Annotated in this window: 22 protein-coding genes, 1 tRNA gene and 1 pseudogene; 14 read left to right on the top strand and 10 right to left on the bottom strand. The window is 64.5% G+C overall.

Annotated features, from left to right (window positions below):
- Positions 1–67 precede the first annotated feature (67 nt).
- Complete coding sequence (locus tag IH615_RS15180) at positions 68–790, top strand: invasion associated locus B family protein (RefSeq protein WP_291362993.1); 723 nt, start codon at positions 68–70, stop codon at positions 788–790.
- A 193-nt stretch (positions 791–983) separates the two neighbouring features.
- On the opposite strand, the gene IH615_RS15175 is transcribed toward IH615_RS15180, so the two are convergent.
- Genes IH615_RS15175 through IH615_RS15165 form a run of 3 tightly spaced genes read right to left on the bottom strand, consistent with a single transcriptional unit; the run spans position 984 to position 3,042 of the window.
- Complete coding sequence (locus IH615_RS15175; protein WP_291362990.1) at positions 984–2,132, bottom strand: FAD-dependent monooxygenase; 1,149 nt, start codon at positions 2,130–2,132, stop codon at positions 984–986.
- A complete protein-coding gene (locus tag IH615_RS15170; protein WP_291362988.1) occupies positions 2,129–2,590 on the bottom strand; it encodes a DUF6691 family protein in 462 nt (153 codons plus the stop codon). The genes IH615_RS15175 and IH615_RS15170 overlap by 4 nt, the downstream gene beginning before the upstream one ends.
- Positions 2,590–3,042: a YeeE/YedE family protein gene (locus IH615_RS15165; RefSeq protein ID WP_291362986.1), complete on the bottom strand. Its 453-nt coding sequence runs from the start codon at positions 3,040–3,042 to the stop codon at positions 2,590–2,592. Before IH615_RS15165 ends, IH615_RS15170 begins: the two co-directional genes overlap by 1 nt.
- A 184-nt stretch (positions 3,043–3,226) precedes the next feature.
- Between IH615_RS15165 and IH615_RS15160 the strand changes: the two are divergent.
- The 9 genes and pseudogenes from IH615_RS15160 to IH615_RS15120 form a co-directional block, all read left to right on the top strand.
- A pseudogene (locus IH615_RS15160) lies at positions 3,227–3,934 on the top strand (TerC family protein); the annotation flags it as partial.
- A 176-nt stretch (positions 3,935–4,110) separates the two neighbouring features.
- Positions 4,111–5,082: a quinone oxidoreductase gene (locus tag IH615_RS15155; protein WP_291362984.1), complete on the top strand. Its 972-nt coding sequence runs from the start codon at positions 4,111–4,113 to the stop codon at positions 5,080–5,082.
- Between the two features lie 159 nt (positions 5,083–5,241).
- Positions 5,242–5,331, top strand: a tRNA-Ser gene (locus IH615_RS15150).
- A gap of 98 nt (positions 5,332–5,429) precedes the next feature.
- Entirely contained in the window at positions 5,430–5,693 is a 264-nt protein-coding gene (locus IH615_RS15145; protein WP_291362982.1) for a GIY-YIG nuclease family protein, read from the top strand.
- Positions 5,694–5,706: 13 nt separating this feature from the next.
- Positions 5,707–5,940, top strand: coding sequence for a hypothetical protein (locus tag IH615_RS15140; protein WP_291362980.1), 234 nt, complete (start codon positions 5,707–5,709; stop codon positions 5,938–5,940).
- A gap of 119 nt (positions 5,941–6,059) precedes the next feature.
- A complete protein-coding gene (locus IH615_RS15135) occupies positions 6,060–6,236 on the top strand; it encodes a hypothetical protein (protein WP_291362978.1) in 177 nt (58 codons plus the stop codon).
- Positions 6,237–6,404: 168 nt separating this feature from the next.
- Positions 6,405–7,073: an allophanate hydrolase subunit 1 gene (locus IH615_RS15130; protein ID WP_291362976.1), complete on the top strand. Its 669-nt coding sequence runs from the start codon at positions 6,405–6,407 to the stop codon at positions 7,071–7,073.
- Positions 7,070–7,975: a biotin-dependent carboxyltransferase family protein gene (locus tag IH615_RS15125; RefSeq protein ID WP_291362974.1), complete on the top strand. Its 906-nt coding sequence runs from the start codon at positions 7,070–7,072 to the stop codon at positions 7,973–7,975. Before IH615_RS15130 ends, IH615_RS15125 begins: the two co-directional genes overlap by 4 nt.
- Positions 7,972–8,736, top strand: coding sequence for a 5-oxoprolinase subunit PxpA (locus IH615_RS15120; protein WP_291362972.1), 765 nt, complete (start codon positions 7,972–7,974; stop codon positions 8,734–8,736). Before IH615_RS15125 ends, IH615_RS15120 begins: the two co-directional genes overlap by 4 nt.
- 15 nt (positions 8,737–8,751) lie before the next feature.
- Here the strand turns inward: IH615_RS15120 and IH615_RS15115 are convergent, their stop codons facing one another.
- From IH615_RS15115 to IH615_RS15090, 6 genes are all read right to left on the bottom strand, one after another.
- A complete protein-coding gene (locus IH615_RS15115; protein WP_291362970.1) occupies positions 8,752–9,183 on the bottom strand; it encodes a hypothetical protein in 432 nt (143 codons plus the stop codon).
- A 279-nt stretch (positions 9,184–9,462) separates the two neighbouring features.
- Entirely contained in the window at positions 9,463–10,218 is a 756-nt protein-coding gene (locus IH615_RS15110) for an ABC transporter ATP-binding protein (protein WP_291363091.1), read from the bottom strand.
- Between the two features lie 14 nt (positions 10,219–10,232).
- On the bottom strand, positions 10,233–10,997 hold the full coding sequence (locus IH615_RS15105; protein ID WP_291362968.1) for an ABC transporter ATP-binding protein: 765 nt from the start codon (positions 10,995–10,997) through the stop codon (positions 10,233–10,235).
- Positions 10,998–11,007: 10 nt separating this feature from the next.
- Positions 11,008–12,156 carry a branched-chain amino acid ABC transporter permease gene (locus IH615_RS15100; protein WP_291362966.1) on the bottom strand — a complete coding sequence of 383 codons (1,149 nt, stop codon included), beginning with the start codon at positions 12,154–12,156 and terminating at the stop codon, positions 11,008–11,010.
- Between the two features lies 1 nt (position 12,157).
- Positions 12,158–13,189 carry a branched-chain amino acid ABC transporter permease gene (locus IH615_RS15095; RefSeq protein ID WP_291362964.1) on the bottom strand — a complete coding sequence of 344 codons (1,032 nt, stop codon included), beginning with the start codon at positions 13,187–13,189 and terminating at the stop codon, positions 12,158–12,160.
- 171 nt (positions 13,190–13,360) lie between these two features.
- Complete coding sequence (locus IH615_RS15090; protein ID WP_291362963.1) at positions 13,361–14,719, bottom strand: substrate-binding protein; 1,359 nt, start codon at positions 14,717–14,719, stop codon at positions 13,361–13,363.
- 189 nt (positions 14,720–14,908) lie between these two features.
- Between IH615_RS15090 and IH615_RS15085 the strand changes: the two genes are divergently transcribed.
- From IH615_RS15085 to IH615_RS15070, 4 genes are read left to right on the top strand one after another with little or no spacing between them, the layout of a single operon-like run.
- Complete coding sequence (locus tag IH615_RS15085) at positions 14,909–16,531, top strand: short-chain fatty acyl-CoA regulator family protein (RefSeq protein WP_291362962.1); 1,623 nt, start codon at positions 14,909–14,911, stop codon at positions 16,529–16,531.
- A 59-nt stretch (positions 16,532–16,590) separates the two neighbouring features.
- Positions 16,591–16,974 (top strand): response regulator, encoded by a 384-nt coding sequence (locus IH615_RS15080; protein WP_291362960.1) that lies wholly within the window; start codon positions 16,591–16,593, stop codon positions 16,972–16,974.
- Positions 16,958–17,194: a hypothetical protein gene (locus tag IH615_RS15075; RefSeq protein WP_291362958.1), complete on the top strand. Its 237-nt coding sequence runs from the start codon at positions 16,958–16,960 to the stop codon at positions 17,192–17,194. The genes IH615_RS15080 and IH615_RS15075 overlap by 17 nt, the downstream gene beginning before the upstream one ends.
- Positions 17,194–19,893 (top strand): sensor histidine kinase, encoded by a 2,700-nt coding sequence (locus IH615_RS15070; RefSeq protein WP_291362956.1) that lies wholly within the window; start codon positions 17,194–17,196, stop codon positions 19,891–19,893. Before IH615_RS15075 ends, IH615_RS15070 begins: the two co-directional genes overlap by 1 nt.
- Here IH615_RS15070 and IH615_RS15065 read toward each other — a convergent pair whose 3' ends face one another.
- A complete protein-coding gene (locus IH615_RS15065; protein WP_291362954.1) occupies positions 19,894–20,721 on the bottom strand; it encodes an ion channel in 828 nt (275 codons plus the stop codon).
- Between the last annotated feature and the right edge of the window lie 75 nt (positions 20,722–20,796).

Below are 20,796 nucleotides of genomic sequence, written 5' to 3'. Positions count from 1 at the left end.
TGAAGGGCAGTTCAATTCTCAAGGTGCCAGAAGTCACCGGGACCGCCAAAGAAGCCAAGGAAATTCTATGAACCTCAGGAAACCTCTCGTCGCCGGTTTTGCGGTGGCCGCGCTCATGCTGTCCCCCTTGTCGGCCTACGCACAGGAGGCCACTCCCGCCGAGGCCCCAGCTGCCGAAGCGCCTGCCGCTGACGCCGCTGCTGCGACGCCGGCCGATGCCGCCGCTGGCAGCACCAACTGGCTCAAGGTCTGCGATCCGCTGCCCGACGGCCAGAAGGCCTGCATCATGCGCCAGGTGGTGCTGGCCAACGGCCAGTTCCTCGGTTCGTTCCTGCTGCGTGACGATCCGGGCCAGGAAAGCCGCCTGCTGGCGGTTGCCGCCGTGCCGCTCGGCGTGCTGCTGCCGTTCGGCCTGACCTGGCAGATCGACGGCGCCAAGCCGATCCGTGTGCCCTATATGCTGTGCGACCCCACGTCCTGCGCCACCCAGCTGGTGATCAACGAGCAGTATGTGAACTCGCTCAAGAAGGGCGGCGTGCTCAAGCTCACCGCAAAGAACCGCCAGAACCAGGACCTGACCATCGAGATCACCCTGGCCGGCTTCACCGCCGCCTATGATGGCGATGCCGCGTTGACCTTCGAGGAATTCCGCCAGGAAACCTCGGGCGAGAACGCCCTTGAGCAGGTGCTGCAGGATCGCGCCGAAGAACTGCGCCGCCAGCTCGACGGCGGCACCGCTCCCGCCGAGGGCACGCCCCCGGCCGAAGGCGAGACCCCGCCGGCCCAGTAAGGGTCGAGGCATTTGGAATGTGGAGGGGCGCGGGAAACCGCGCCTCTTTTTTTGTTTGAGCGGATACCCCCACCTAACCTGCCCCTGATAGGGGGAGGAATCCGGCTGGTGGCTGTCAGTGATAATGCCCCAAACGCGATCTGTTCCTCCCCCTATCAGGGGGAGGGCAGGAGGGGGTACTGCGATGTTCGAGCTAGGCCCGCGTCCCCATGCCCACGGCAAAAGCCTGCTTGCGCAGGGCTGGCGCCAGCTTGAGGGCCCAGAGGCCGCCGGCGCGCAGCGCCTGGGCCGGCAGCATGTCGGCCAGCAGCGAGCGGAACAGGGTATCCACCATGCCACCGGTGCGGCCGAGGTCGCCGACACGCCTGATCGCATAGTCGCGGCTGACCGCGATGGCCCAATCGGGCGCGCTTCGGTTGGCGGCGGCCAGCGACGCCGCCAGGTCGGCAACATCGCGCAGGCCCAGATTGAGCCCCTGCGCGCCGATGGGCGGGAAGGCATGCGCGGCTTCCCCCACCAGCACGACCCCATCGGCCCCGGCGCGGTCGACGCTGAGCGTGCTGAGCGGAAAGACGAAGGCCGGGCTCGCCAGCGTGATGGCGCCGAACAGGCGCTGGGACTTGTCCATGAACGTAGCGAGCAGCGCCGCTTCGCCCCCACCCTTGGCGGCCTCGAGCACGGCGCGGTCGTCGATCCACACCAGATTGGCCCTGTTACCGCCGGCCGGCACCAGCGTGAACGGTCCCTTCGGATAATGAAACTCGATGGAGGTGCCGCCAATGGGGCGACCGAGATCGAGGTCGCAGACCAGCGCGGCCTGCGCGAAAGCTGTCTCGCGGGCATGCAGGCCTGCCGCGGCGCGAACCAGGGATTTCTTGCCATCGGCGCCGACAATCAGCGGTGCAGAGAGGCGGGTGCCGTCAGCCAGGGTGACGGTGTTTCCGCTGAGTTCGGTAACGCCGACATTGCGGGTTTCGAGATTGCCCAGCGTCGCCGCCGCGGCGTGGAAACGCTCCATCAGCCGGACATTGGCAAAGTTCCAGCCGAAGGCTTCCATGCCGGCTTCGCTGGCGTCGAACAGGGTTTCGGGCGCGCGGATCAGCCGACCGGTGGCATCGATGATGCGGATCTGCGTCAGGGCGTGGCCAAGGGCGGCGGGGTCGTCGATCAGCCCGGCGCCGCGGAGATAGTCGACGCTGGGCATCATCAGCGCCGAAGTGCGGCGATCAGGAGGGCCAGACGGCGCCAGGTGGATGGTCTTGAGCCCCGCCTTGGCCACGGCAATGGCCGCGGCGACGCCCGCCAGGCCACCACCCACGACAATGGCGTCAGCGTCGCTCATTGCGCGTCCGCCAGTCGGCGGGCATGGCCGCTCGGTATGACGACGCTGCCGGCGAGCGAGCCGGCGAACATGGCGACGAGGAAGATCCACAAATTGTCCGGCAGGAAGGCGATCAGCGAGATCGCCGGACCCGGGCAGATGCCGGCCATGCCCCAGCCGATGCCGAACAGGGCCGCGCCACCGACGAGGCGACGGTCGACCTTGCGATATTCCGGTTCGTGGAACGCCACGTCGAACAGCGGCGCGCTGCGGCGCTTGCCGAGCTGGACGGCGATGAACATGACGATGAGGGCGGCACCCATGACGAAAGCCAGGCTCGGGTCCCAGCCGCCGGCAGGGATGGCGAGGAAGCGCAGCACCTTGAGCGGATCGACCATCTGCGAGACGTAGAGCCCGGCGCCGAACAGCGCGCCGCTGAGGGCTGCAGTGGCAAGATAGGGCAGCTTGAGATTGGCCATCATACCACTCCCGTCACGGCGACGGTGATAACCGCCACCCCTAAGAACACCAGCGTGGCGACCAGCGAGCGCAGCGACAGGCGCGCCAGCCCGCAAACCCCGTGGCCGGAGGTGCAGCCATTGCCGATCTTGGTGCCGAGCCCGGTCAACAGGCCCGCAACCGCCAGCCAGACCGGGGTCGGTACGCCCCATGCAGCGGGCGCCTCGACCAGCCGGGCAGGGCTGTCGCCGCCCGCCCCGAGGCCGGGAAACAGCCGCGCGGCGGCAAAGGTCGCCGCGACCAGCGCCACCAGGAACACCAGGCGCCAGACCACGGTCTGGGCCGGCGGCAGCAACTGGCCGAAAATACCGGAAATGCCGGCAATGCGGCCATTGCCCAACCACAGCACCGCCGTGGCAAGACCGATAAGGGCGCCGCCGAGCGTGGCGGTGAGCGGCGTGAAAGATTCCATTGATGTCACTCGCAAAAACAGGTTGGTGCCAAGGCTATCATCCGTGGCCGCGCCGAAGCCAGCGCCGGAGCAGCGACTTTGTGCCGCCAGCACGCCAACGCGAGGAAAACTCTGCCAATCCTGCTTTCCTACACGCCAAGCAGCGCTTAGGTTGCGCATGAACTGACTCGAAATGGAGCCGACAATGCTTGAGCTTTTGGCCGATCCCAATGCCTGGATCGCCTTTGGTACCCTCACGATCATGGAAATCGTGCTGGGTATCGACAACATCGTCTTCATTTCGGTGCTGGTGTCGCGCCTGCCCAAGGAGCAGGCCGACCGCGCCCGCCAGATCGGGCTGGCGCTGGCACTGATCTTCCGCATCCTGCTGCTTCTGGTCATTTCCTGGATCATCAGCCTCACCCAGCCGGCCATCTCGGCCTTTGGGCTCGACCTGTCGTGGAAGGACCTGATCCTGATCGCGGGTGGTGCCTTCCTCGTCTACAAGGCGACGCACGAAATGCATGCGGCGATCGAAGAGCCGCACGAGAACGATATGGCGCAGAAGGCCAGCGCGGTCTTCGCCGCCATTATCGGCCAGATCATCATCATCGACATGGTGTTTTCGATCGACTCGATCGTCACGGCAGTTGGCATGGCCGACAATGTCGAGGTGATGATCGCCGCCGTCATCGTGGCCGTTGGCGTGATGTTCGTGGCCTCCGGTCCGGTCGCCAAGTTCGTCGCCGACCATCCGACCACCAAGATGCTGGCGCTGGCCTTCCTGCTGCTGATCGGCGTGTCGCTGGTGGCCGATGGCCTGGGCTTCCACATTCCCAAGGGCTACATCTATGCCGCCATGGGCTTCTCGGTGCTGGTCGAGGCGATCAACATCATCGCCAAGCAGCGCAAGCTGGGCGGCAAGGCTGCCAAACCCGGTTTCACCCCGTTCACCGGTGACACCGGCTCGGTCTCGTCGGCCGACGGCATCGCGGCCGTCACCGGCAAGCGCCCCAGCCCCAAGAGCACCCCGACGGCACGGGCCCAGGCCCGGCCGAAGTCGGCCCCCCGCAAGCCCAGGACGCCGAAGTGACCAAGGCCGTCATCGTCCGCCAACAGGGCGGCCCTGAGGTCCTGAGCTACGAGGACTGGCCGCTGGCCAGCCCCGGACCGGGGGAGGTGGCTTTGCGGCAGACGGCCATCGGGCTCAATTTTGTCGACACCTACCAGCGCTCGGGCCTCTATCCGGTACAACTGCCCTTCGTCGCGGGCAATGAAGGCGCCGGGATCATCACCGCGCTGGGCGAGGGGGTGACCGGACTCAAGGTCGGTGACCGCGTCGCCTATCAGGGGCATGTGGGTGCCTATGCGACCGATCGGATCGCCTCGGCCGACCGCATGGTGCCCGTCCCCGATGGCATCGACGACCGCGTCGCGGCGGCCATCATGCTCAAGGGGCTGACGGCCTATTACCTGCTGTTCAAGACCTGGGCGCTCGCCAAAGGCGAGACCATCCTCTGGCACGCGGCAGCGGGCGGCACCGGGCTGATCGCCACGCAATGGGCCAGGGCCCTCGGCGCCACCGTCATCGGCACCGCCGGCAGCGACGAAAAGGTGGCGCTGGCCAAGGCGCATGGCTGCCACCACGTGATCAACTACAACAGCGAGGATTTCGCCGTCCGCGTGCGCGAACTGACCGGGGGCAGGGGCGTCGACGTGGTCTATGACGGGGTCGGCAAGACGACATTCGAGAAATCGCTCGATTGCCTCAGGCCGCGCGGGCTGATGGTCAGCTTCGGCAATGCCTCGGGCGTGGTGTCCATCCCCGACATTACCCTGCTGTCGCGAAAAGGCTCGCTCTACGTGACGCGACCCACCGGCACGCATTACCTGGGCAAGCGCGAAGACCTGCTCGAGGGCGCCGGCAAGCTGTTCGAAGCGGTCCTTGATGGAGCCATCAAGGTCGAGATCGGCCGGACCTTTCCGCTGAGCGAGGCGGCGGACGCGCATCGGGCGCTCGAAGGGCGCGAGACGACGGGCTCGGTGGTGCTCATTCCGTAACCCCAATCGGGCCACTGGGTCATTCCCGCGCAGGCGGGAATCTCCGTTGCCGGACCCCGAATGAAACAGGGATTCCCGCCTGCGCGGGAATGACCCGGTGGGAGGGCGTAATCGCCGCTCTGGACAGCCCGCTACTCTCCGGCTAAACGCAGACCCAACGGGTAGATGGCAGAGCGGTTGATTGCTCCGGTCTTGAAAACCGGCGAACGTGAAAGCGTTCCGGGGGTTCGAATCCCTCTCTACCCGCCACCCTGCGCCCTTTGGGCTTCGGGTGGCTGGCCACCCGGAGACTAAAGGCGCAGGGTGATCGCCCGAAGCGGCATGCCGCGCAGGGGGACAGTCCGACTATGTGGTACGTCTACTTCCTTGAGTTGGCCAATAGCGACATCTACGTCGGTTCCACCAACGACCTGAAGCGACGCTTCGCTTCGCACAGGGACGGCCAAGTGACGTCGACGAAGGCCCACCAACCGGCCATTCTAAGGTCTTACGTCGCAGTTGAGACTGAGGATCATGCCCGGGAGCTTGAAGGCTACTTCAAGTCGGGCTCCGGAAAAGCAGTTGCCATCAAACGCCTGATCCGTAGAAGTGCGACTTCTGCCGGGAACTAAGAGAAGGGCACCTATGAGCCGTAAGGAATTTGACGTATCGCGGATGCGGCGGCTCAAGCGTTATGCGGCGCGGTATGGGCTGACCATTCTGACCGACGACAAGATGAAAGTGCTCGGCACGTCGGGCGGCCATGCGATCCGCGACGAGAGCTTCAAGATACTCTACGGCAATGTGCCCAAGCCGTTCTCGGCGAGCCTGGACGAGATCGAAGCCTGGCTCGAGGCGAACACGGCGCCGGAAGAGTAAGGGCTGCTGCCCTTTGTGGCAATCGCCCGATATCCGGGCCACGGTCGATTTCCATTATTTATTCCGTAACAGGAATCGCCGCACACTGCCTCCATTGGCTAACTTGGAGGCGCGTTATTGTGTTCACTCTGATCAACGCCGACGCCGAAGACGACGACGCCGAAATCACCGATCCCCAGGAAATCGCAGAACTGTTTGCTGCCATAGCCGCAGTCGCCATCGAGGCGATCGGCGTATCGCAGGCCAAGCAGCTATTCGATGCCGTGATCGAACAGGACGGCAGAGACCCGAACTGACCGGACGTAACCGTCCCGGCAGGTCAAATCCGGCCGCTGCCCCAGGGCACCGGCACTATCGAACGGTCTTCCGAGCGAGGCAAGGTTCCTGCGCTTATGGACCGGGTTGACTGATCCGGGCGGGTCCAGTTGGACTGCCACATGTTCCAGCCGAGGAGGCTGCGCCACATGGCTGGCTCGTCCGCCCCCCAAACATTGCCCACGCCGACGATCCTTCCGCTCGGCGACAGCGGCCTTCTGGTGCGCTTCGACACTGACCTGAGCGACGCCGCGAACCGCGCTGCCATCGCGCTGACCCTGGCGCTCGACCGGACGCCCATTGCTGGCGTCACCGAAGTGGTGCCGAACCTGGTTTCGGTGTTGCTGCGCTATGAGCCCGGAGTCGGGTCTCCGGCGGCGATTGCCGGCGAGCTGCGCCTGCTGCTGTACGCCCTGGGCGATGAAGCGCCCCAGACCACGCACTGGACCATCCCCATCGCCTTCGATGGCCCCGACTTCGAAGCGGTCAGCGCCGCACTGGACATGACACCCAGCCAGTTCGTGGCGGCCCACAATGCCGGCTCCCTGCGTGTGCTTGCGACCGGCTTTGCCCCGGGCTTCGTCTATTGCGGCCTGCATCCGGACGAACTGCTGCTGCCGCGCCGGACAGAGGTGCGGCCCTCGGTGCCGCCGGGCAGCGTGCTGTTCGCGGCGGGACAGACAGCGATCACCGCGACAGAAATGCCCACCGGCTGGCATGTCATCGGGCATACCGACTTTGCCAACTTCGATCCGACGGCCGAGCCGCCCACGCGGCTGCGCGCCGGTGATACCGTGACCTTCGAGGCCACGCCATGAGCGCCGTGCTGGCCATTCTGCGGGCAGCGCCGCTGACCAGCGTCCAGGACGAGGGCCGGGCCGGCATGCTGCGCCACGGCATCAGTGCCTCCGGTCCGATGGACAGAGAGGCGTTTGCGCTGGCCGGCCAGCTTGGCGGGGCTGGTAACGGCGGCATCGAATTCACGACGGCGGGCATCGAAATCAGGCTTTCGAGCGGCCAGTGCCGCGTCGGCTTTGCCGGCGGCAACTTTGTGGTCCGGGTCAACGGCGTCGTATGCCCCTGGCCCGGCAGCGTCGAGCTGGCGGAAGGCGACAGGCTGGCGATCACGCCGGGGGGGGCGGGCAATTACGGCTATATCCGCTTCGACTCCGATATCGCGGTGGCGCCAGTGCTCGGCAGCATGGCGACCAACAGCCGGGCGCGGCTGGGCGGCGTGGACGGTCGCAGCCTGCGGGTGGGCGATGTCATTGAGCTGAAGGGCAGGGGCAATGCGGCACCTGTCGCTCCGGCCCGCCCGGCCGAGCCCGAGAGCGGTCCGATCCACGTCACCTGGGGCCTCCATGCCGACCTGTTCCCCCATGGGGTGCGGCAGCGTTTCGTGGAGACCAGTTTCGTCATCTCGTCCCGCCTCGACCGCCTGGGCGTGCGGCTGGATGACCCGGAGGGCGTATTCGCCGAAACGGCAATCCTGTCGCTGGCTTCGGACGCCATTGTGCCGGGCGACATCCAGATCCTGGGGGATGGCACACCCATCGTGCTGATGCGCGACCATCAGCCGACCGGGGGCTATCCGCGCATTGCCACCATCATCTCGGCCGATTTCGACCGTTTCGCGCAATTGCGGCCCGGCACCTCGGTTGCCTTCGAGCCGGTCACGGTGGAACATGCCCACGCGCTGTCGCGGAGCCGCCAAACATGACGTCGATCGATCTGAATGCCGATCTGGGTGAAGGCATGGGAACCGACGAGGACCTGCTCGGCATCGTCTCGAGCGCCTCCATCGCCTGTGGCGGCCATGCTGGCGATGCGCCGACGATCCGGCAGATTCTGCGGATCTGCAAGGCGAAGGGCGTGCGGGCAGGGGCCCATCCCGGCTACGCCGATCCCAAGCGTTTCGGCCGCTTCCGGGTGGTCATGCCGCTCGACCAACTGCTTGGACAAATCCGGAGCCAGCTCTTCCTGGTGCGTTTCATCGCCGACGAGGTGGGGGTGCCGCTCTCCTATGTGAAGCTGCACGGGGCGCTGGCCAACCAGACCGCCGAGGAACTGGCCTTTGCCGTCGGCATCTTCGCCACCATCCAGGCCATGGACCCCAAGATGGCGGTGCTGGCGCTCGACAACAGCCAGCAGGTGCGGGCCGCCAAGGCCGTGGGCATGCCGCTGATCCGCGAGGCCTATGCCGACCGGGCCTATACGGCCGACGGCCTGCTACTGCCGCGCACGCAGGAGGGGGCCGTCATCAAGGATGCCGAGGCGGTGATCGAGCGGTGCCTGCGGCTGGCCAAGGCCGGCGAGATCGTCGCCATCGATGGTACGGTGATCAAGTCCTCGGCGCGCTCGATCTGCCTGCATGGCGACACGCCGGGGGCGGTCGACCTGGCGCGCGACGTGCGCGATGCGCTGGAGGGCGAGGGGATCACCATTGCAGCGGATGTGCCGGAGCTGGCGGACGCGGAGTAGGGCTTCTTTGGCGGGCTAGTCAGCCAGAGGAGGAAGGCGCCTAATGGCGCTTTCAATAACAATGCTAGTGCATATGGCTTCGGAGCGTGGGCCATGCATGCGTTGCGACACGAGGGAGCCTAAGGCAATTGCCGCCGATAGTTGCACTTCAGGATTTGGCGAACCAACGACCGCTTCGCGTAAGTAGTCATCGACGTCTTCGTAGTGACTTTTGGGCGCCGGAAAGCCGTCATTCTGAAGTGAAGCCATCGTGTCGAGTATTCGACCCTCTTTTTCGAACAAGTTGAAAACTGCCATTCGCTTCAAAAAGCGATAAAGGGCGATTAGGAGCTCGGCGGCGTAAAGGGCTATCGGCGCTAGTAGTGCGAACCAGAGAGCGTTCGAGCCGGCTCCGAGGAGCGAGGAAACAATCAGGACGACCGTAGCGTCGATTGCCCATCCAATCATTGCCCAAGTCCAGTAAGCCCGTTTCGCACTAGACCTAAAGCTAACAGCCATCATTGCCTCGCATCGCGCTAACCGCGCTCGACGCGCTAGTTTTGCGGACATAGTCCAGCGGGAGAGGGTACATCGCAACCCCTCACCTGATATTCTGCCGGCAAGTCGTCCTCCGCCACATGGGGCGAGGGTGGCTCTATTCTTGGTCGGGCCAGAGTCTTATCCTGGGCCCCTCGATTGGGAGAGGTGAGATCGGCGGAATGCCTTTTTCGGGAGGCCCAGGATAGGCTAGATCGCCAGGTATTCGTGGCGAAGTTCGGTATTGTCGAGGACCTCCTTGGCGGTCCCGGAAAAGGCGACTTCGCCTGTGTCCAGGATCACTGCGCGGTCGGCCAGCTTGAGGGCCGCGACCGCATTCTGCTCGACGATGATGGTGGTGATGCCCAGCGGCTTGATCGAATGGAGGATCCGCTCGATCTCGTGCACGATGACGGGGGCGAGGCCTTCATAGGGCTCGTCCAGCAACAACAGCTTGAGGTCGCGGGCGAGGGCGCGGGCGATGGCCAGCATCTGCTGCTCGCCACCCGAGAGGGTGACGCCCTCCTGCTTGCGGCGTTCGGCCAGGCGCGGAAAGCTCTGGTAGATCTGTTCGAGGCTCCATCCGTTGCCGGGGGCAACCTTGGCCAGGGTGAGGTTTTCCTCGACGGTGAGGCCGGCGATGATCCGGCGATCCTCCGGCACGAGTTGGATGCCCGCGCGCGCCGCCTCGAAGCTCTTCATCTGGTGGATCGGCTTGCCGTCCAGCCAGATTTCGCCCTGTCGCATCTGCGGATTGTCGGTGCGGGCGATGGTACGCAGCGTAGACGTCTTGCCGGCGCCGTTGCGGCCCAGCAGAGCGAGGATTTCGCCGCGACGGATATCGAGCGACACGCCCTGCACGATATAGCTCTCGCCATAATAGGCGTGCATGTCGCGGATGGAGAAGAAGGGCCGCGTGGTTTCGACGCCGACGGCCTGACTGCTGGAGATAACCTGGCTTTCCATGGCGATCGCACTCATCAATGGGTCCCTCCGAGATAGGCTTCCTGCACCTTGGGATTGCCGCGCACCTGATCGGGCGTGCCGTCGGCAATGATGCGGCCCTGTGCCAGGACCGAAATCTTGTCGGCCAGCGAGAACACGACATGCATGTCATGCTCGATGATGACCTTGGTCATGCCGCGGCTCTTGATCTTCTTGAGCAGCTCGATGGTGGTGTTGGTGTCGTGGCGGCTCATGCCGGCCGTGGGCTCGTCCAGCAGCAGCAGGCGGGGATGCTGGATCAGGCACATGGCCAGCTCCATGCGGCGCTTGTCGCCGCGGCTGAGGCTGCCCGCATGCATGTCCCGGCTGGAATGCATGCCGACATCCTCCAGCATGTGCTCGGCCTCCTGCCGGATGCCGACCTCGCTGTCGAGCGACCGCAGCATGTTGAGCTTGAAGGCGCCGTCGCGCTTGGCGAGGGCCGGGATCATCACATTATGCAGCACGCTGAGATCGGCGAAGATCTCCGGCGTCTGGAACACCCGGGCAATGCCCAGTTGATTGATCTGGTAGGGCTTGCGGCCGGTGAGGATGGCGCCATCGAAGATCACCTGGCCGCTCGAGGGCGCCAGCTTGCCGATGATGACATTGAGCAGGGTCGACTTGCCGGCGCCGTTGGGGCCGATGATGGCGTGGGTCTGGCCTTCCTCGACCTGCAGGTCGATATCGGCCAGGGCATGCAGGCCCCCGAAGCGCTTGTGGACGTCGGCAACATGCAGGACGACATTGGGTGTGGGCATGGCGAGCGTCCTATTCTGCGGGTTGCGGATGGGGCGCGGTCTTGCCCGGATTGGTGGGCGAACTCCGCTTGCGGTCGAAGAGATGGGCGATGCGGCGCACGCCCTCCATGATCCCGCCCGGCAGGAAGACCACGATCAGCACGAAGACCAGGCCCAGGGTGAGGAACCAGCCCTCGCCGACGAATTTCGAGCTGACGACGACGGCGAAGTGATCCGCGCCGTCGGGCAGGAAGTCCCAGAAGCGGGCGAGGATGGTCTCGTTGATGGCCGAGAAGATGTTCTCGAAATACTTGATCAGCCAGGCGCCGATCACCGGCCCGACCAGCGTGCCGGCACCACCCAGGATGGTCATCAGCACCACTTCGCCCGAGGCGGTCCACTGCATGCGCTCGGCGCCGGCCAGAGGGTCGGTGACCGCCAGCAATGCGCCGGCCAGGCCAGCATACATGCCCGATATGACGAAGGCCGCCAGGGTATAGGGCTTGGTGTTGAAGCCGGTATAGTTCATGCGCGTCTGGTTGGACTTGATGCCCTTGAGCATCATGCCGAATGGCGAACCGGTGATGCGCTGGGCGATGAAGAAGGCCAGGATCAGGAAGCCGGCGCAGAAGTAGAAGCCGGTAAAGCCGCCCAGCGACTGACCCAGCAAGGTCGGCACCGGCTGGCCGGGCATGGCTTCCCCAAACAGGCGATCGAAATGGCGTGGATCGCCGAGCGTCAGTTGCAGGCCGGTTTCACCATTGGTGATCGGCGTCAGCACCGAATAGGCGAGATTGTAGCTCATCTGGGCGAAGGCCAGGGTCAGGATGGAAAAGTAGATTCCCGAGCGGCGCAGGCTGACAAAGCCGATGGCTAGGGCAAACAGGCCCGAGACGACCACGGCGAAGATCATTGCCGGAATGGCATCAAGACTGAGCAGCTTGAAGGACCAGACCGCGGCATAGGATCCGACACCAAAGAAGGCGGCATGCCCGAAGCTCAGATAGCCGGTGAGCCCGAACAGGATGTTGAAGCCGACCGCGAAGATGCCGAAGATCATGAAGCGCTGCAGCAGATCGGGATAGGCAGCGCCGAATGGCTGCAGCCAGATCGGCATGGCCAAGACGGCAATGGTGAAGCCGAGGAACAGCAGCAGGTCGTTGCGGGACATGGCAAGCATATCAGGCCTCCATCACGCCACGCCGGCCGAATAGGCCACGCGGCAGAACCAACAGGATAACGACGGCGACCAGATAGATGATGATCTGGTCGATGCCGGGGATCAGGGCCTTGACCTGGGTCATCGAGGCGAAGCTCTGCAGGATGCCCAGCAGGAAGCCGGCGGCCACCGCGCCCGGCAGCGAGCCCATGCCGCCAACCACCACCACCACGAAGCTGAGGACCAGGAAGTCCATGCCGATATGGTAGTTGGGCGGCAGCAGCGGCGTGTACATGACGCCGGCAAGGCCCGCGACCACGGCGGCCAGCCCGAACATGATGGTGAAGCGGCGGTCGATATTGATGCCGAGCAGCCCAACGGTCTCGCGATCGGCCATGCCGGCGCGGACGACCATGCCGAAGGTGGTAAACTGCAGGAAGGCGAAGACGCCGCCGATGATGGCCGCCGAGAACAGGAAGTAGATCAGCCGCCAGATCGGGTAGGTGATGACATTGGCCTGCATGCCCAGGAACGCGCCGATATCGGCAGCGCCGCGCAGGTCGGTGGGCATGGGCTGGGGGATGGGATTGGGCCCGAAGAACGACTTGATGACCTCCTGCGCCACGATGGCGAGGCCAAAAGTCACAAGAATCTGTTCGGCATGCGGGCGTTTGTAGAAGTGCTTGATGATGCCGCGCTCAAGCAGGATGCCCAGCAGCAGCATGATCGGAATGGTAATGATGATCGACGCTGGCACCGAGTAATTGACCAGCACTGCTCCGAAATCGCCGAACCACGCCTGCACCAGCGGCGCGCGCACTTCGAGCGGCTGGCCCCAGGGCGACAGTTTGGTGGGGTCGATGGTGACCGTTTCCAGCGTCAGCAGCTGACGGAACAGCACGGCACAGAAGGCGCCCAGCATAAACAGCGCGCCATGGGCGAAATTGACCACTCCCAGAGTGCCGAACACCAGCGTCAGCCCCAGTGCGATCAGCGCATAGGCGGCACCTTTGTCGAGGCCGTTGAGGAATTGCAGAAAGATGACTTCGAACATGTTCGTGCTCCGATCAAAGCGGGACCGGCGACAGTTCGCCGATCCCCCGTTCGACCGTCACCACCGGGCTTGTCCCGGTGGTCCAGCGGCGCGCGGGCATCGCATGGATTGCCCGGACGAGCCGGGCAATGACGCTGGTGGATGGGCGTGGCCGGGCCACGCCCGCTTGGACTAAGCGCAGAGCGGGGCTGGCTCGGCCGGTCCGAGATCGCCGCCGAAGATCGCCGGATCGTAGGTCACGACGTCGCGCTGGACTTCCTGCACCACGTTGAGCACGTCATATTCGCTCGTCGGGTTGTCGTTGCCCTGCACCACCAGGATATTCTTCATGCACTGGTGATCCTCGGCCCGATACAGCGTCGGACCATTGCCCATGCCGTCGAACTCGTGGCCTTCAAGCGCCTTGATGACTTCTGGCGGATAGAAGGTGCCGGCGCGTTCAACGGCGTCGGCATAGAGCAGCGCCTGAACATAGGCGGTGTGCGCCGCCTGCGACGGAGGAGCGCCATAGGCTGCACCGAAGGACTTGGTGAAAGCGACCGTGCCCGGATCCTGCAGGTTCCAGTGCCAGTTCGAGGTGCCGAAAATGCCCTTGATATTGGCGCCGGCGCCCTTCGCCATCAGTTCCGAGAACAGCGGCACGACGATCTGGAAGTCCTTGCCGTTGGCCTGGCGGTCGCGCATGCCGAACTGCACGGCCTGGGTCAGCGAATTGACCATGTCGTTGCCGTAGTGGTTGAGGATCAGCACGTCGGCGCCGGAATTCAGCACCGGGGTGAGGAACTGCGAGAAGTCGCCGGCTCCGAGCGGGGTGCGCACGGCCTCCACAGTCTGCCAGCCAAGGGCTTCGGTGGCGGCCTTCATCGATTCTTCCTGGGTCCAGCCCCAGGTGTAGTCGGCGGTCAGGTGGTAGGCGCGGCGATCTTTGCCATATTCCTGGCCGAGCACCGGGCCCAGGCCGATGCCGGACTGATAGGCGTTGAAGAAGTGGCGGAAGCCGTAGCGCCGCTTATCCTTGCCGGTCGTGTCGTTGGAGTGCGTCAGGCCCGCCATGAAGATCACGCCCAGTTCCTGGCAGAGGCCCTGAACGGCGATGGCTTCGCCCGAGGACGAGCCGCCCGTCACCATGATGGCGCCATCGCGCTCGATCATGCGCGTGGCGCCAGCGCGCGCCACGTCAGACTTGGTCTGGCTGTCGGAGGTCACGAACGCGACCTTCTTGCCCAGGATGCCGTTACCCTTGAGCGCGGTCGGCGTAAGCACGCCGATGAGGCCACCGTCGCCTTCGCCGTTCAGGTGCTTGACGGCCAGTTCATAGGCCTTCTGCTCGTCCGCGCCTTCCTCGGCATAGGCGCCGGTCAGTGGCAGGTTGAGGCCGAAGGTCACGGTGTCGCCAGTTGGGTTGTTGCAAAACTCCTGCGCCCAGGCACCCTTGGTAAACATCAGGGGCGCAACGCCGGAACCAATAATGCCGGCCATGCCGGTCTGCAGGACCCTGCGACGAGACAAGCCACGCTTCAAAAGTGTCATTGATTTCCTCCTTTTGCGCGGGGCGACTGATACATGGCCAGCAGCTCACCGCAGGGGGATTATGGCCACCTCAAGAAAATGACAGCAATAGGTCATTGTAAATACTGAGATATTCTGTAAATTATTGATCTAGATACAGCGTGAACTAGTCAATACGTTGACTGGACGCTGTCATGTGGAGGGTCTTGCATGCGTGCTCCAATTGGCTTCCGCATCAGCAACCGCCGGAAATCGCTGAAGATTTCGCAGGCCGCGCTGGCGCGGCTGGTGGGCATTTCGCCGAGCTATCTCAACCTGATCGAGAACAACAAACGCGACATCGGCGGCGCATTGCTCAACCGGGTGGCGACGCAACTGGACATCGACATCGACGAATTGGCCGGTCGAGCCGAGCAGAAGCTGCTGCAGGACCTCGAAGAGGCCTTCGCCGACCCCATGGTCGAGTCGCTGGCGTTCCGTCCGGACGAGCGGCGCGAACTGGTGGCGCAATACCCCGCCAGCGCAGCTGCACTGGCGCGCCTGCATCGGGCCTATTCGGGGGCCGTCGCCAATGCCGATGCCTATGCCGATCGCCTGCGGTCCGACCCGCTGCTGAGCCAGCTTCTGCACCAGATCCTGTCGGGTATCACGGCGGTCCGTTCGAGTGCGGAAATCCTCGAGGATGTCGGCGACCTCGACGAGTCCGAACGTCGCCAGTTCCTCACCGCGATCGGACGCGAAGCGCGCACCCTCTCGGACGTGGCGCGCAACCTCATCGGGCAGTTCGAGACGACGAGCCAGATTCGGCGCAGCGTGTCCCCCGCTCGCGAGATCGACGACCTGCTGATCGAGCGCGAGAACCACTTTCCCGATCTCGAAGACGTGGCCGTTGCCCTGCGGCAAGAGATCGAGACCGTTGGCGCGTTTGGCAGCGTGGCACTGTCCGAGCTGCTCGCCAGCAGGTTCGGCGTCGAGGTCCATATCGGCGGACCGCCCGACGAAGCCGACTATCCCGGCCAGTACCGCTTCGACACCGCCGCGCGCCGGATGTGGTTTCATGGCGCGACGACGCTGGCCACGCAGCAGTTCCAGCTCGCCCGGCTCTATGGGGAACTCGCGGCCCCGCAGGCGATAGCCGACACGCTGGAGACGGCGGCATTGTCGACGCCGACGGCACGGCGCCTGGCGTCCCGCGCGGTTGGCTCCTACCTGGCCGGCGCCATAGTGTTCCCCTATGAGCGGATACTGGCCGATGCAGAGGCAGCCGCCTATGACATCGACCATCTGCGGCAGGTCTATCACGCCAGTTTTGAACAGGTAGCGCATCGGCTGGTGACCCTGCGCCGGCCCGGACAGCAAGGCATTGCCTTCGGGTTCCTCCGTTCGGACCCTGCCGGGCGCCTGACCAAGCACTTTCCCCTGCCGGGCCTGCTCCTGCCCAACAGTGGCCATGCCTGTCCGCTGTGGGCCATCTATGGCGCCTTTCGCTCGCCAGACGTGCCGTTGCGGCAGGTGGTTCGCTTCTCCGACGGCTCGCGTTACCTGTTCCTGGCGCGCACGGTACAAAGACGCACGGCGTCTTTCCGCGAGCAGGTGGTGGCCTCTTCGGTGATGCTGGCATGCGATGTGCTGCATGCGGACCGGACCGTCTATGGGGCGGGTCTGGATCTGTCGGACCTGGATGCCGATGTCCCGGTTGGTCCCAGTTGTCGCCTCTGTCCGCGGCGGGACTGCGCCAGCCGGCAGGAGGAGGCGCTTTCGACCACGGCCGGGCATTCGCGAACCCGCGGACCTTTGCTGCCGCCCGCTTTAGCGCTTGGCGATCCGGCATGATTGCGCTTTAGTGGCAATCACTCGTGGAGGGGAGACCGCGAGTGCGTCGAGGGGGGATTTTGGCAGTCGACATACTCATTGCCGAGGATGAGCCGAGCATTCTGGAATCGCTCGACTTCATCCTGCGGCGCGCAGGCTGGACCATCAGCGCCGTCACCGACGGTGACGCGGCGCTGGAGGCTGTTCGACGCCTCAAGCCCCGCATGCTGGTGCTCGACGTCATGCTGCCCAAGCGCAGCGGTTTCGAAGTGCTCAAGCAGATCCGGGCCGGTGCCGACACCCATTCCTTGCCGGTGCTGATCCTCACCGCCAAGGGACAACAACAGGACCGCCGCATCGCCGAGGAATTCGGTGCCGATGTCTTCGTCACCAAACCCTATGCCAATGCGGATGTCGTTGGCGCGGTACGCCGGCTGTTGGGCGAAGATGGCGGACCGGCGTAAGCTCACTGGCGGCATGCTGCTGCTCACCGTGCTTGGTGGCATGCTGATGCTGCCGCCGCTGGTCTATGTGTTCAACCAGCCCATCACCCATTTCGGCATTCCCCAGATCGTCTTCTATCTGTTCGCGGTCTGGCTGTTGCTGATCGCCGGCACGGCGCTGCTGGCCCGCGCGCTGCCGACCGACGAGACCGATGCCGGACCCGGCGACGGTGAGCGCTGATGCTGTCGGCGGACTTCGTCATCGCCACCGCCGTCGGCTATGTCGGCCTGTTGTTCGTGCTCGCCTATTTCGGCGATCGCCGGGCACGGACGCACAAGAAATCATTTCTGCATTCGCCAGCCGTCTATACGCTGTCGATCTCGGTTTATTGCACCAGCTGGACCTTCTATGGTGCCGTGGGCAATGCGGCGCGCAGCGGGCTGGAATTCCTCACCATCTATCTCGGGCCGACGCTGGTTTTCGTCGGGTGGTGGTTCTTGTTGCGGCGGCTGGTCCGCATCAGCCACGACCAGCGCATCACCTCGGTCGCCGACCTGCTGTCCTCGCGCTTCGGCAAGTCCAACCGGCTGGCAGTCCTGATCACCTGCATCGCGGTGATTGGCATAGCGCCCTATATCGCGCTGCAGCTCAAGGCCGTCACCTCATCCATCCAGGCAGTGGCCGGCGCTTCCGAATTTGGCCGGGGCAGCCTGACGGGCATCGACGATGTGGGACTGGCCTTTGGCGTGGCGGCGGGCATGGCCCTGTTCACGATCCTGTTCGGTACGCGACACGTCGATGCCAAGGAACAGCATCACGGTGTGGTGGCCGCCATCGCCTTCGAGGCGGTGGTCAAGCTGACGGCGCTGGTGGCGGTCGGTGTCTTCGTGGTGTTCGTCGGTGGCGGCTTTGAGAACATCTTCGCCGGCGCCGCCGAGATGGGCGTCATGGTCGACGCCCAGGACACGTTTGATGGGCGCTGGCTGACGACGCTGGGCCTGTCGGTGGCGGCGATCGTCTGCCTGCCGCGCCAGTTCCAGGTGACGGTCGTCGAAAATTCCGACGAGAACCACCTGCGCGTGGCCAGCTGGGCGTTCCCCGCCTACATGCTGCTGATGAGCCTGTTCATCCTGCCTATCGCGGTGTTCGGGCTGACGAAGATGCCCGCGGGCTCAAATCCGGACATGTTCGCGCTGACCCTGCCCATGGCCTTCGGCCAGGACGCCCTGGCGCTGTTCGCCTTTATCGGCGGCTTTTCGTCGGCGACGTCGATGATCATCCTTGAATCCATCGCCCTGTCGATCATGGTGTCCAACCATATCGTCATGCCGCTGATCCTGCGGCTCAGCCCGGCGGGGCGCGGCGACGGGCATGGGGTTACCAGGCTGCTGCTGATGGCCCGCCGCTTTTCCATCGTACTCATCCTGTCGCTGGGCTTCTTCTACTTCTTCTTCACCCGCGACTCCAACGCCCTGGCGCCGATCGGTCTGATCTCCTTCACCGCCATCGCCCAGTTCTTCCCATCGGTCATTGCCGCCCTGTTCTGGCGGGAAGCGTCGCTCAAGGCGGCGACGGCGGCCATTGCTGCGGGGTTCGTGTTCTGGGTCTGGTGCAGCTTCCTGCCCTCGTTCGAGTCGGTGTCTCCGCAGGTGGCGATGCTGCTGCATCAGGGGCCGTGGGGTATTTCCTGGCTGCGGCCGGAAGCCATGTTCGGGCTCGACAATCTCGACCCCCTGGCCCATGCGGCGTTCTGGAGCATCCTGGTCAACGTCATGACGCTGACACTGGGTTCGCTGCTGACCAGCCAATCGGCGCTGGAACGCATCCAGGCCAGCGTCTTTGTCGATGTGGTCAAGCGGGGCCAGGTCTCGCGCGGCAATTTTGTGCGCGGCTCGGCCACCGCCAATGACCTGTTCTTCGTGGCCGAGCGCGTGCTCGGCGACCGTCGCGCCGCCGCCCTGTTCGAGACCGAGGCACGCGATAGCGGCGTCGAACCGGATATGCTGGAGCCGTCGCCCGAATTCATCGGGCGGCTCGAACGCGAACTGGCCGGATCGATCGGTGCGGCCTCCGCGCATGTCATGCTGTCCAAGGTGCTGTCGGGCAGCGATGTGTCGCTCGAAGAGATGATGCAGATGGCCGACGAGACCCAGCAGGTCATCGAATATTCCCAGCAGCTCGAGAAAACGTCGGCCGAGCTGCGTTCGACCGCGCAGCAGCTGGAGGACGCCAATGCGCAGTTGCGCGAACTGGATAGCCAGAAGGACGAGTTCCTCAGCCAGGTGAGCCACGAAGTGCGCACACCCATGACCTCGATCCGCTCATTCTCAGAAATCCTGCTCGATGCCAACGACATCGACGAGAGCCAGCGGCAGCACTTTGTCGGCACCATCCACCAGGAGAGCCTGCGCCTGACCAAGCTGCTCGACGAAATCCTCGATCTCAGCGCGCTCGAGCGCGGTGAACGCACCTGGGAAAACGTGCCTGTCGACGCCGAGGCGGCGCTGGACCGGGCGCTGACGGTATGCGAGGCCCTGCTGCGGCAGCGGGGGGTCGAGGTCGAGCGGGGCGAGCGGGCACCGCCGACCATGGTGGAAGGGGATGCCGACCGGCTGTGTCAGGTGTTCATCAACCTGATTTCAAACGCGGTGAAATACAACGAATCCGACGCTCCAGTAATCCGGGTGACGTCGTCGGTGAAAGCGGGCAGCTATGTCGCCGACATTGCCGATAACGGTCCCGGCATAGCCAAGAGCGAGCGCAAGCTGATCTTCGAGAAGTTTGCCCGCGGCCAGCGCGGCGCCGCCGACCAGAGCGGAGCAGGGCTGGGCCTGGCCATTTCACGGCAGATCGTCACTCGGATGAATGGGGCGCTCGATCTCGTGCAGGGCTCGCTGCCGGGCGCCTGCTTCCGGGTGCGACTGGCCGTGCTGAAGTAGCTAGTGACCGCCGCTGTCAGGGATGTTGAGGATATGCCCGCAGGCCTTGCAGTGGACGGCGTCCGGATCATGCTTCTGCAGGCCGCATTGCGGGCAGGGGAAGTGCACCTTGGCCGGCCGGAAAATCGCCTGCGCCAGCCGCACGAACAGCGAAATACCGATGATCATGATGACGATCGAGGCCAGCTTGCCCGATGTGCCGGGCAGGGTGATATCGCCGAAACCGGTCGTGGTGACTGTGGCGACGGTAAAGTAGAGAGCGTCGACGTAGCCGGCTATGCTGGGTTCGTCGCCCCGGTTGGCAAAGGACGTGTAGACAAAGCCCGTGACCACGAAGAGAAAGACCAGCAGGTTGATGACGGCCTGGATGGGCTCCTGGTAGAGGCCCAGGCGACGCTTCTTCAGCGGCCGCCAGAATGTGGAGGTTCGCGTCAGCGTCCACAGCCGGAGAATACGCAGGAAGCCGAGATTGACCAGCCAGGTCGGCGCCAGCAGCGTCGCCAGGATGAAGATATCGATGATGATGGGCATCTGCCGCAGCCAGCGCAGGATATCGGTCGAGGCCAGCGCCCGGGCCACCAGGTCCGCCAGCAGCAGCGCCGCGATGGAATAATCGATCCACAGGAAGGCTTCATTCTCGCGCAACAGCGGCGTAGCGATGAAGAAGGCAATGATCGCCAGGTCGACGATCAGCACCGCGGCCTGGAAGCGCTGCGCCACGGGAGACTGGCTGTGATAGAGCAGCCGCAGTCTCGAGCGCAGCCCGGCAAATCCCGCCTTCCTGTCGGCCCGGTCGCCGTTTACCGACTTGTCTTCTTGCTTGTTCATACAACCGCCTTGCCAGCCACAAACGGCGAGCGCAAAACACTGTTCCCGTTCGGGACCGCACAATCAAGGTAGCTT

The sequence above is a fragment of the Devosia sp. genome (assembly GCF_014860165.1).
Taxonomy (GTDB): Bacteria; Pseudomonadota; Alphaproteobacteria; order Rhizobiales; family Devosiaceae; genus Devosia.
The sequence above is the reverse complement of the archived record's forward strand: the minus strand, read 5'-3'. Positions and strand labels throughout refer to the sequence as shown.

Bases quoted from the DNA above. Each gene is read 5' to 3' on its own strand.
- IH615_RS15180 (WP_291362993.1), top strand. From the start codon at position 68: ATGAACCTCAGGAAACCTCTCGTCGCCGGTTTTGCGGTGGCCGCGCTC.
- IH615_RS15175 (WP_291362990.1), bottom strand. From the start codon at position 2,132: ATGAGCGACGCTGACGCCATTGTCGTGGGTGGTGGCCTGGCGGGCGTC.
- IH615_RS15170 (WP_291362988.1), bottom strand. From the start codon at position 2,590: ATGGCCAATCTCAAGCTGCCCTATCTTGCCACTGCAGCCCTCAGCGGC.
- IH615_RS15165 (WP_291362986.1), bottom strand. From the start codon at position 3,042: ATGGAATCTTTCACGCCGCTCACCGCCACGCTCGGCGGCGCCCTTATC.
- IH615_RS15145 (WP_291362982.1), top strand. From the start codon at position 5,430: ATGTGGTACGTCTACTTCCTTGAGTTGGCCAATAGCGACATCTACGTC.
- IH615_RS15140 (WP_291362980.1), top strand. From the start codon at position 5,707: ATGAGCCGTAAGGAATTTGACGTATCGCGGATGCGGCGGCTCAAGCGT.
- IH615_RS15130 (WP_291362976.1), top strand. From the start codon at position 6,405: ATGGCTGGCTCGTCCGCCCCCCAAACATTGCCCACGCCGACGATCCTT.
- IH615_RS15125 (WP_291362974.1), top strand. From the start codon at position 7,070: ATGAGCGCCGTGCTGGCCATTCTGCGGGCAGCGCCGCTGACCAGCGTC.
- IH615_RS15120 (WP_291362972.1), top strand. From the start codon at position 7,972: ATGACGTCGATCGATCTGAATGCCGATCTGGGTGAAGGCATGGGAACC.
- IH615_RS15115 (WP_291362970.1), bottom strand. From the start codon at position 9,183: ATGATTGGATGGGCAATCGACGCTACGGTCGTCCTGATTGTTTCCTCG.
- IH615_RS15110 (WP_291363091.1), bottom strand. From the start codon at position 10,218: ATGGAAAGCCAGGTTATCTCCAGCAGTCAGGCCGTCGGCGTCGAAACC.
- IH615_RS15105 (WP_291362968.1), bottom strand. From the start codon at position 10,997: ATGCCCACACCCAATGTCGTCCTGCATGTTGCCGACGTCCACAAGCGC.
- IH615_RS15100 (WP_291362966.1), bottom strand. From the start codon at position 12,156: ATGCTTGCCATGTCCCGCAACGACCTGCTGCTGTTCCTCGGCTTCACC.
- IH615_RS15095 (WP_291362964.1), bottom strand. From the start codon at position 13,189: ATGTTCGAAGTCATCTTTCTGCAATTCCTCAACGGCCTCGACAAAGGT.
- IH615_RS15090 (WP_291362963.1), bottom strand. From the start codon at position 14,719: ATGACACTTTTGAAGCGTGGCTTGTCTCGTCGCAGGGTCCTGCAGACC.
- IH615_RS15085 (WP_291362962.1), top strand. From the start codon at position 14,909: ATGCGTGCTCCAATTGGCTTCCGCATCAGCAACCGCCGGAAATCGCTG.
- IH615_RS15075 (WP_291362958.1), top strand. From the start codon at position 16,958: ATGGCGGACCGGCGTAAGCTCACTGGCGGCATGCTGCTGCTCACCGTG.
- IH615_RS15070 (WP_291362956.1), top strand. From the start codon at position 17,194: ATGCTGTCGGCGGACTTCGTCATCGCCACCGCCGTCGGCTATGTCGGC.
- IH615_RS15065 (WP_291362954.1), bottom strand. From the start codon at position 20,721: ATGAACAAGCAAGAAGACAAGTCGGTAAACGGCGACCGGGCCGACAGG.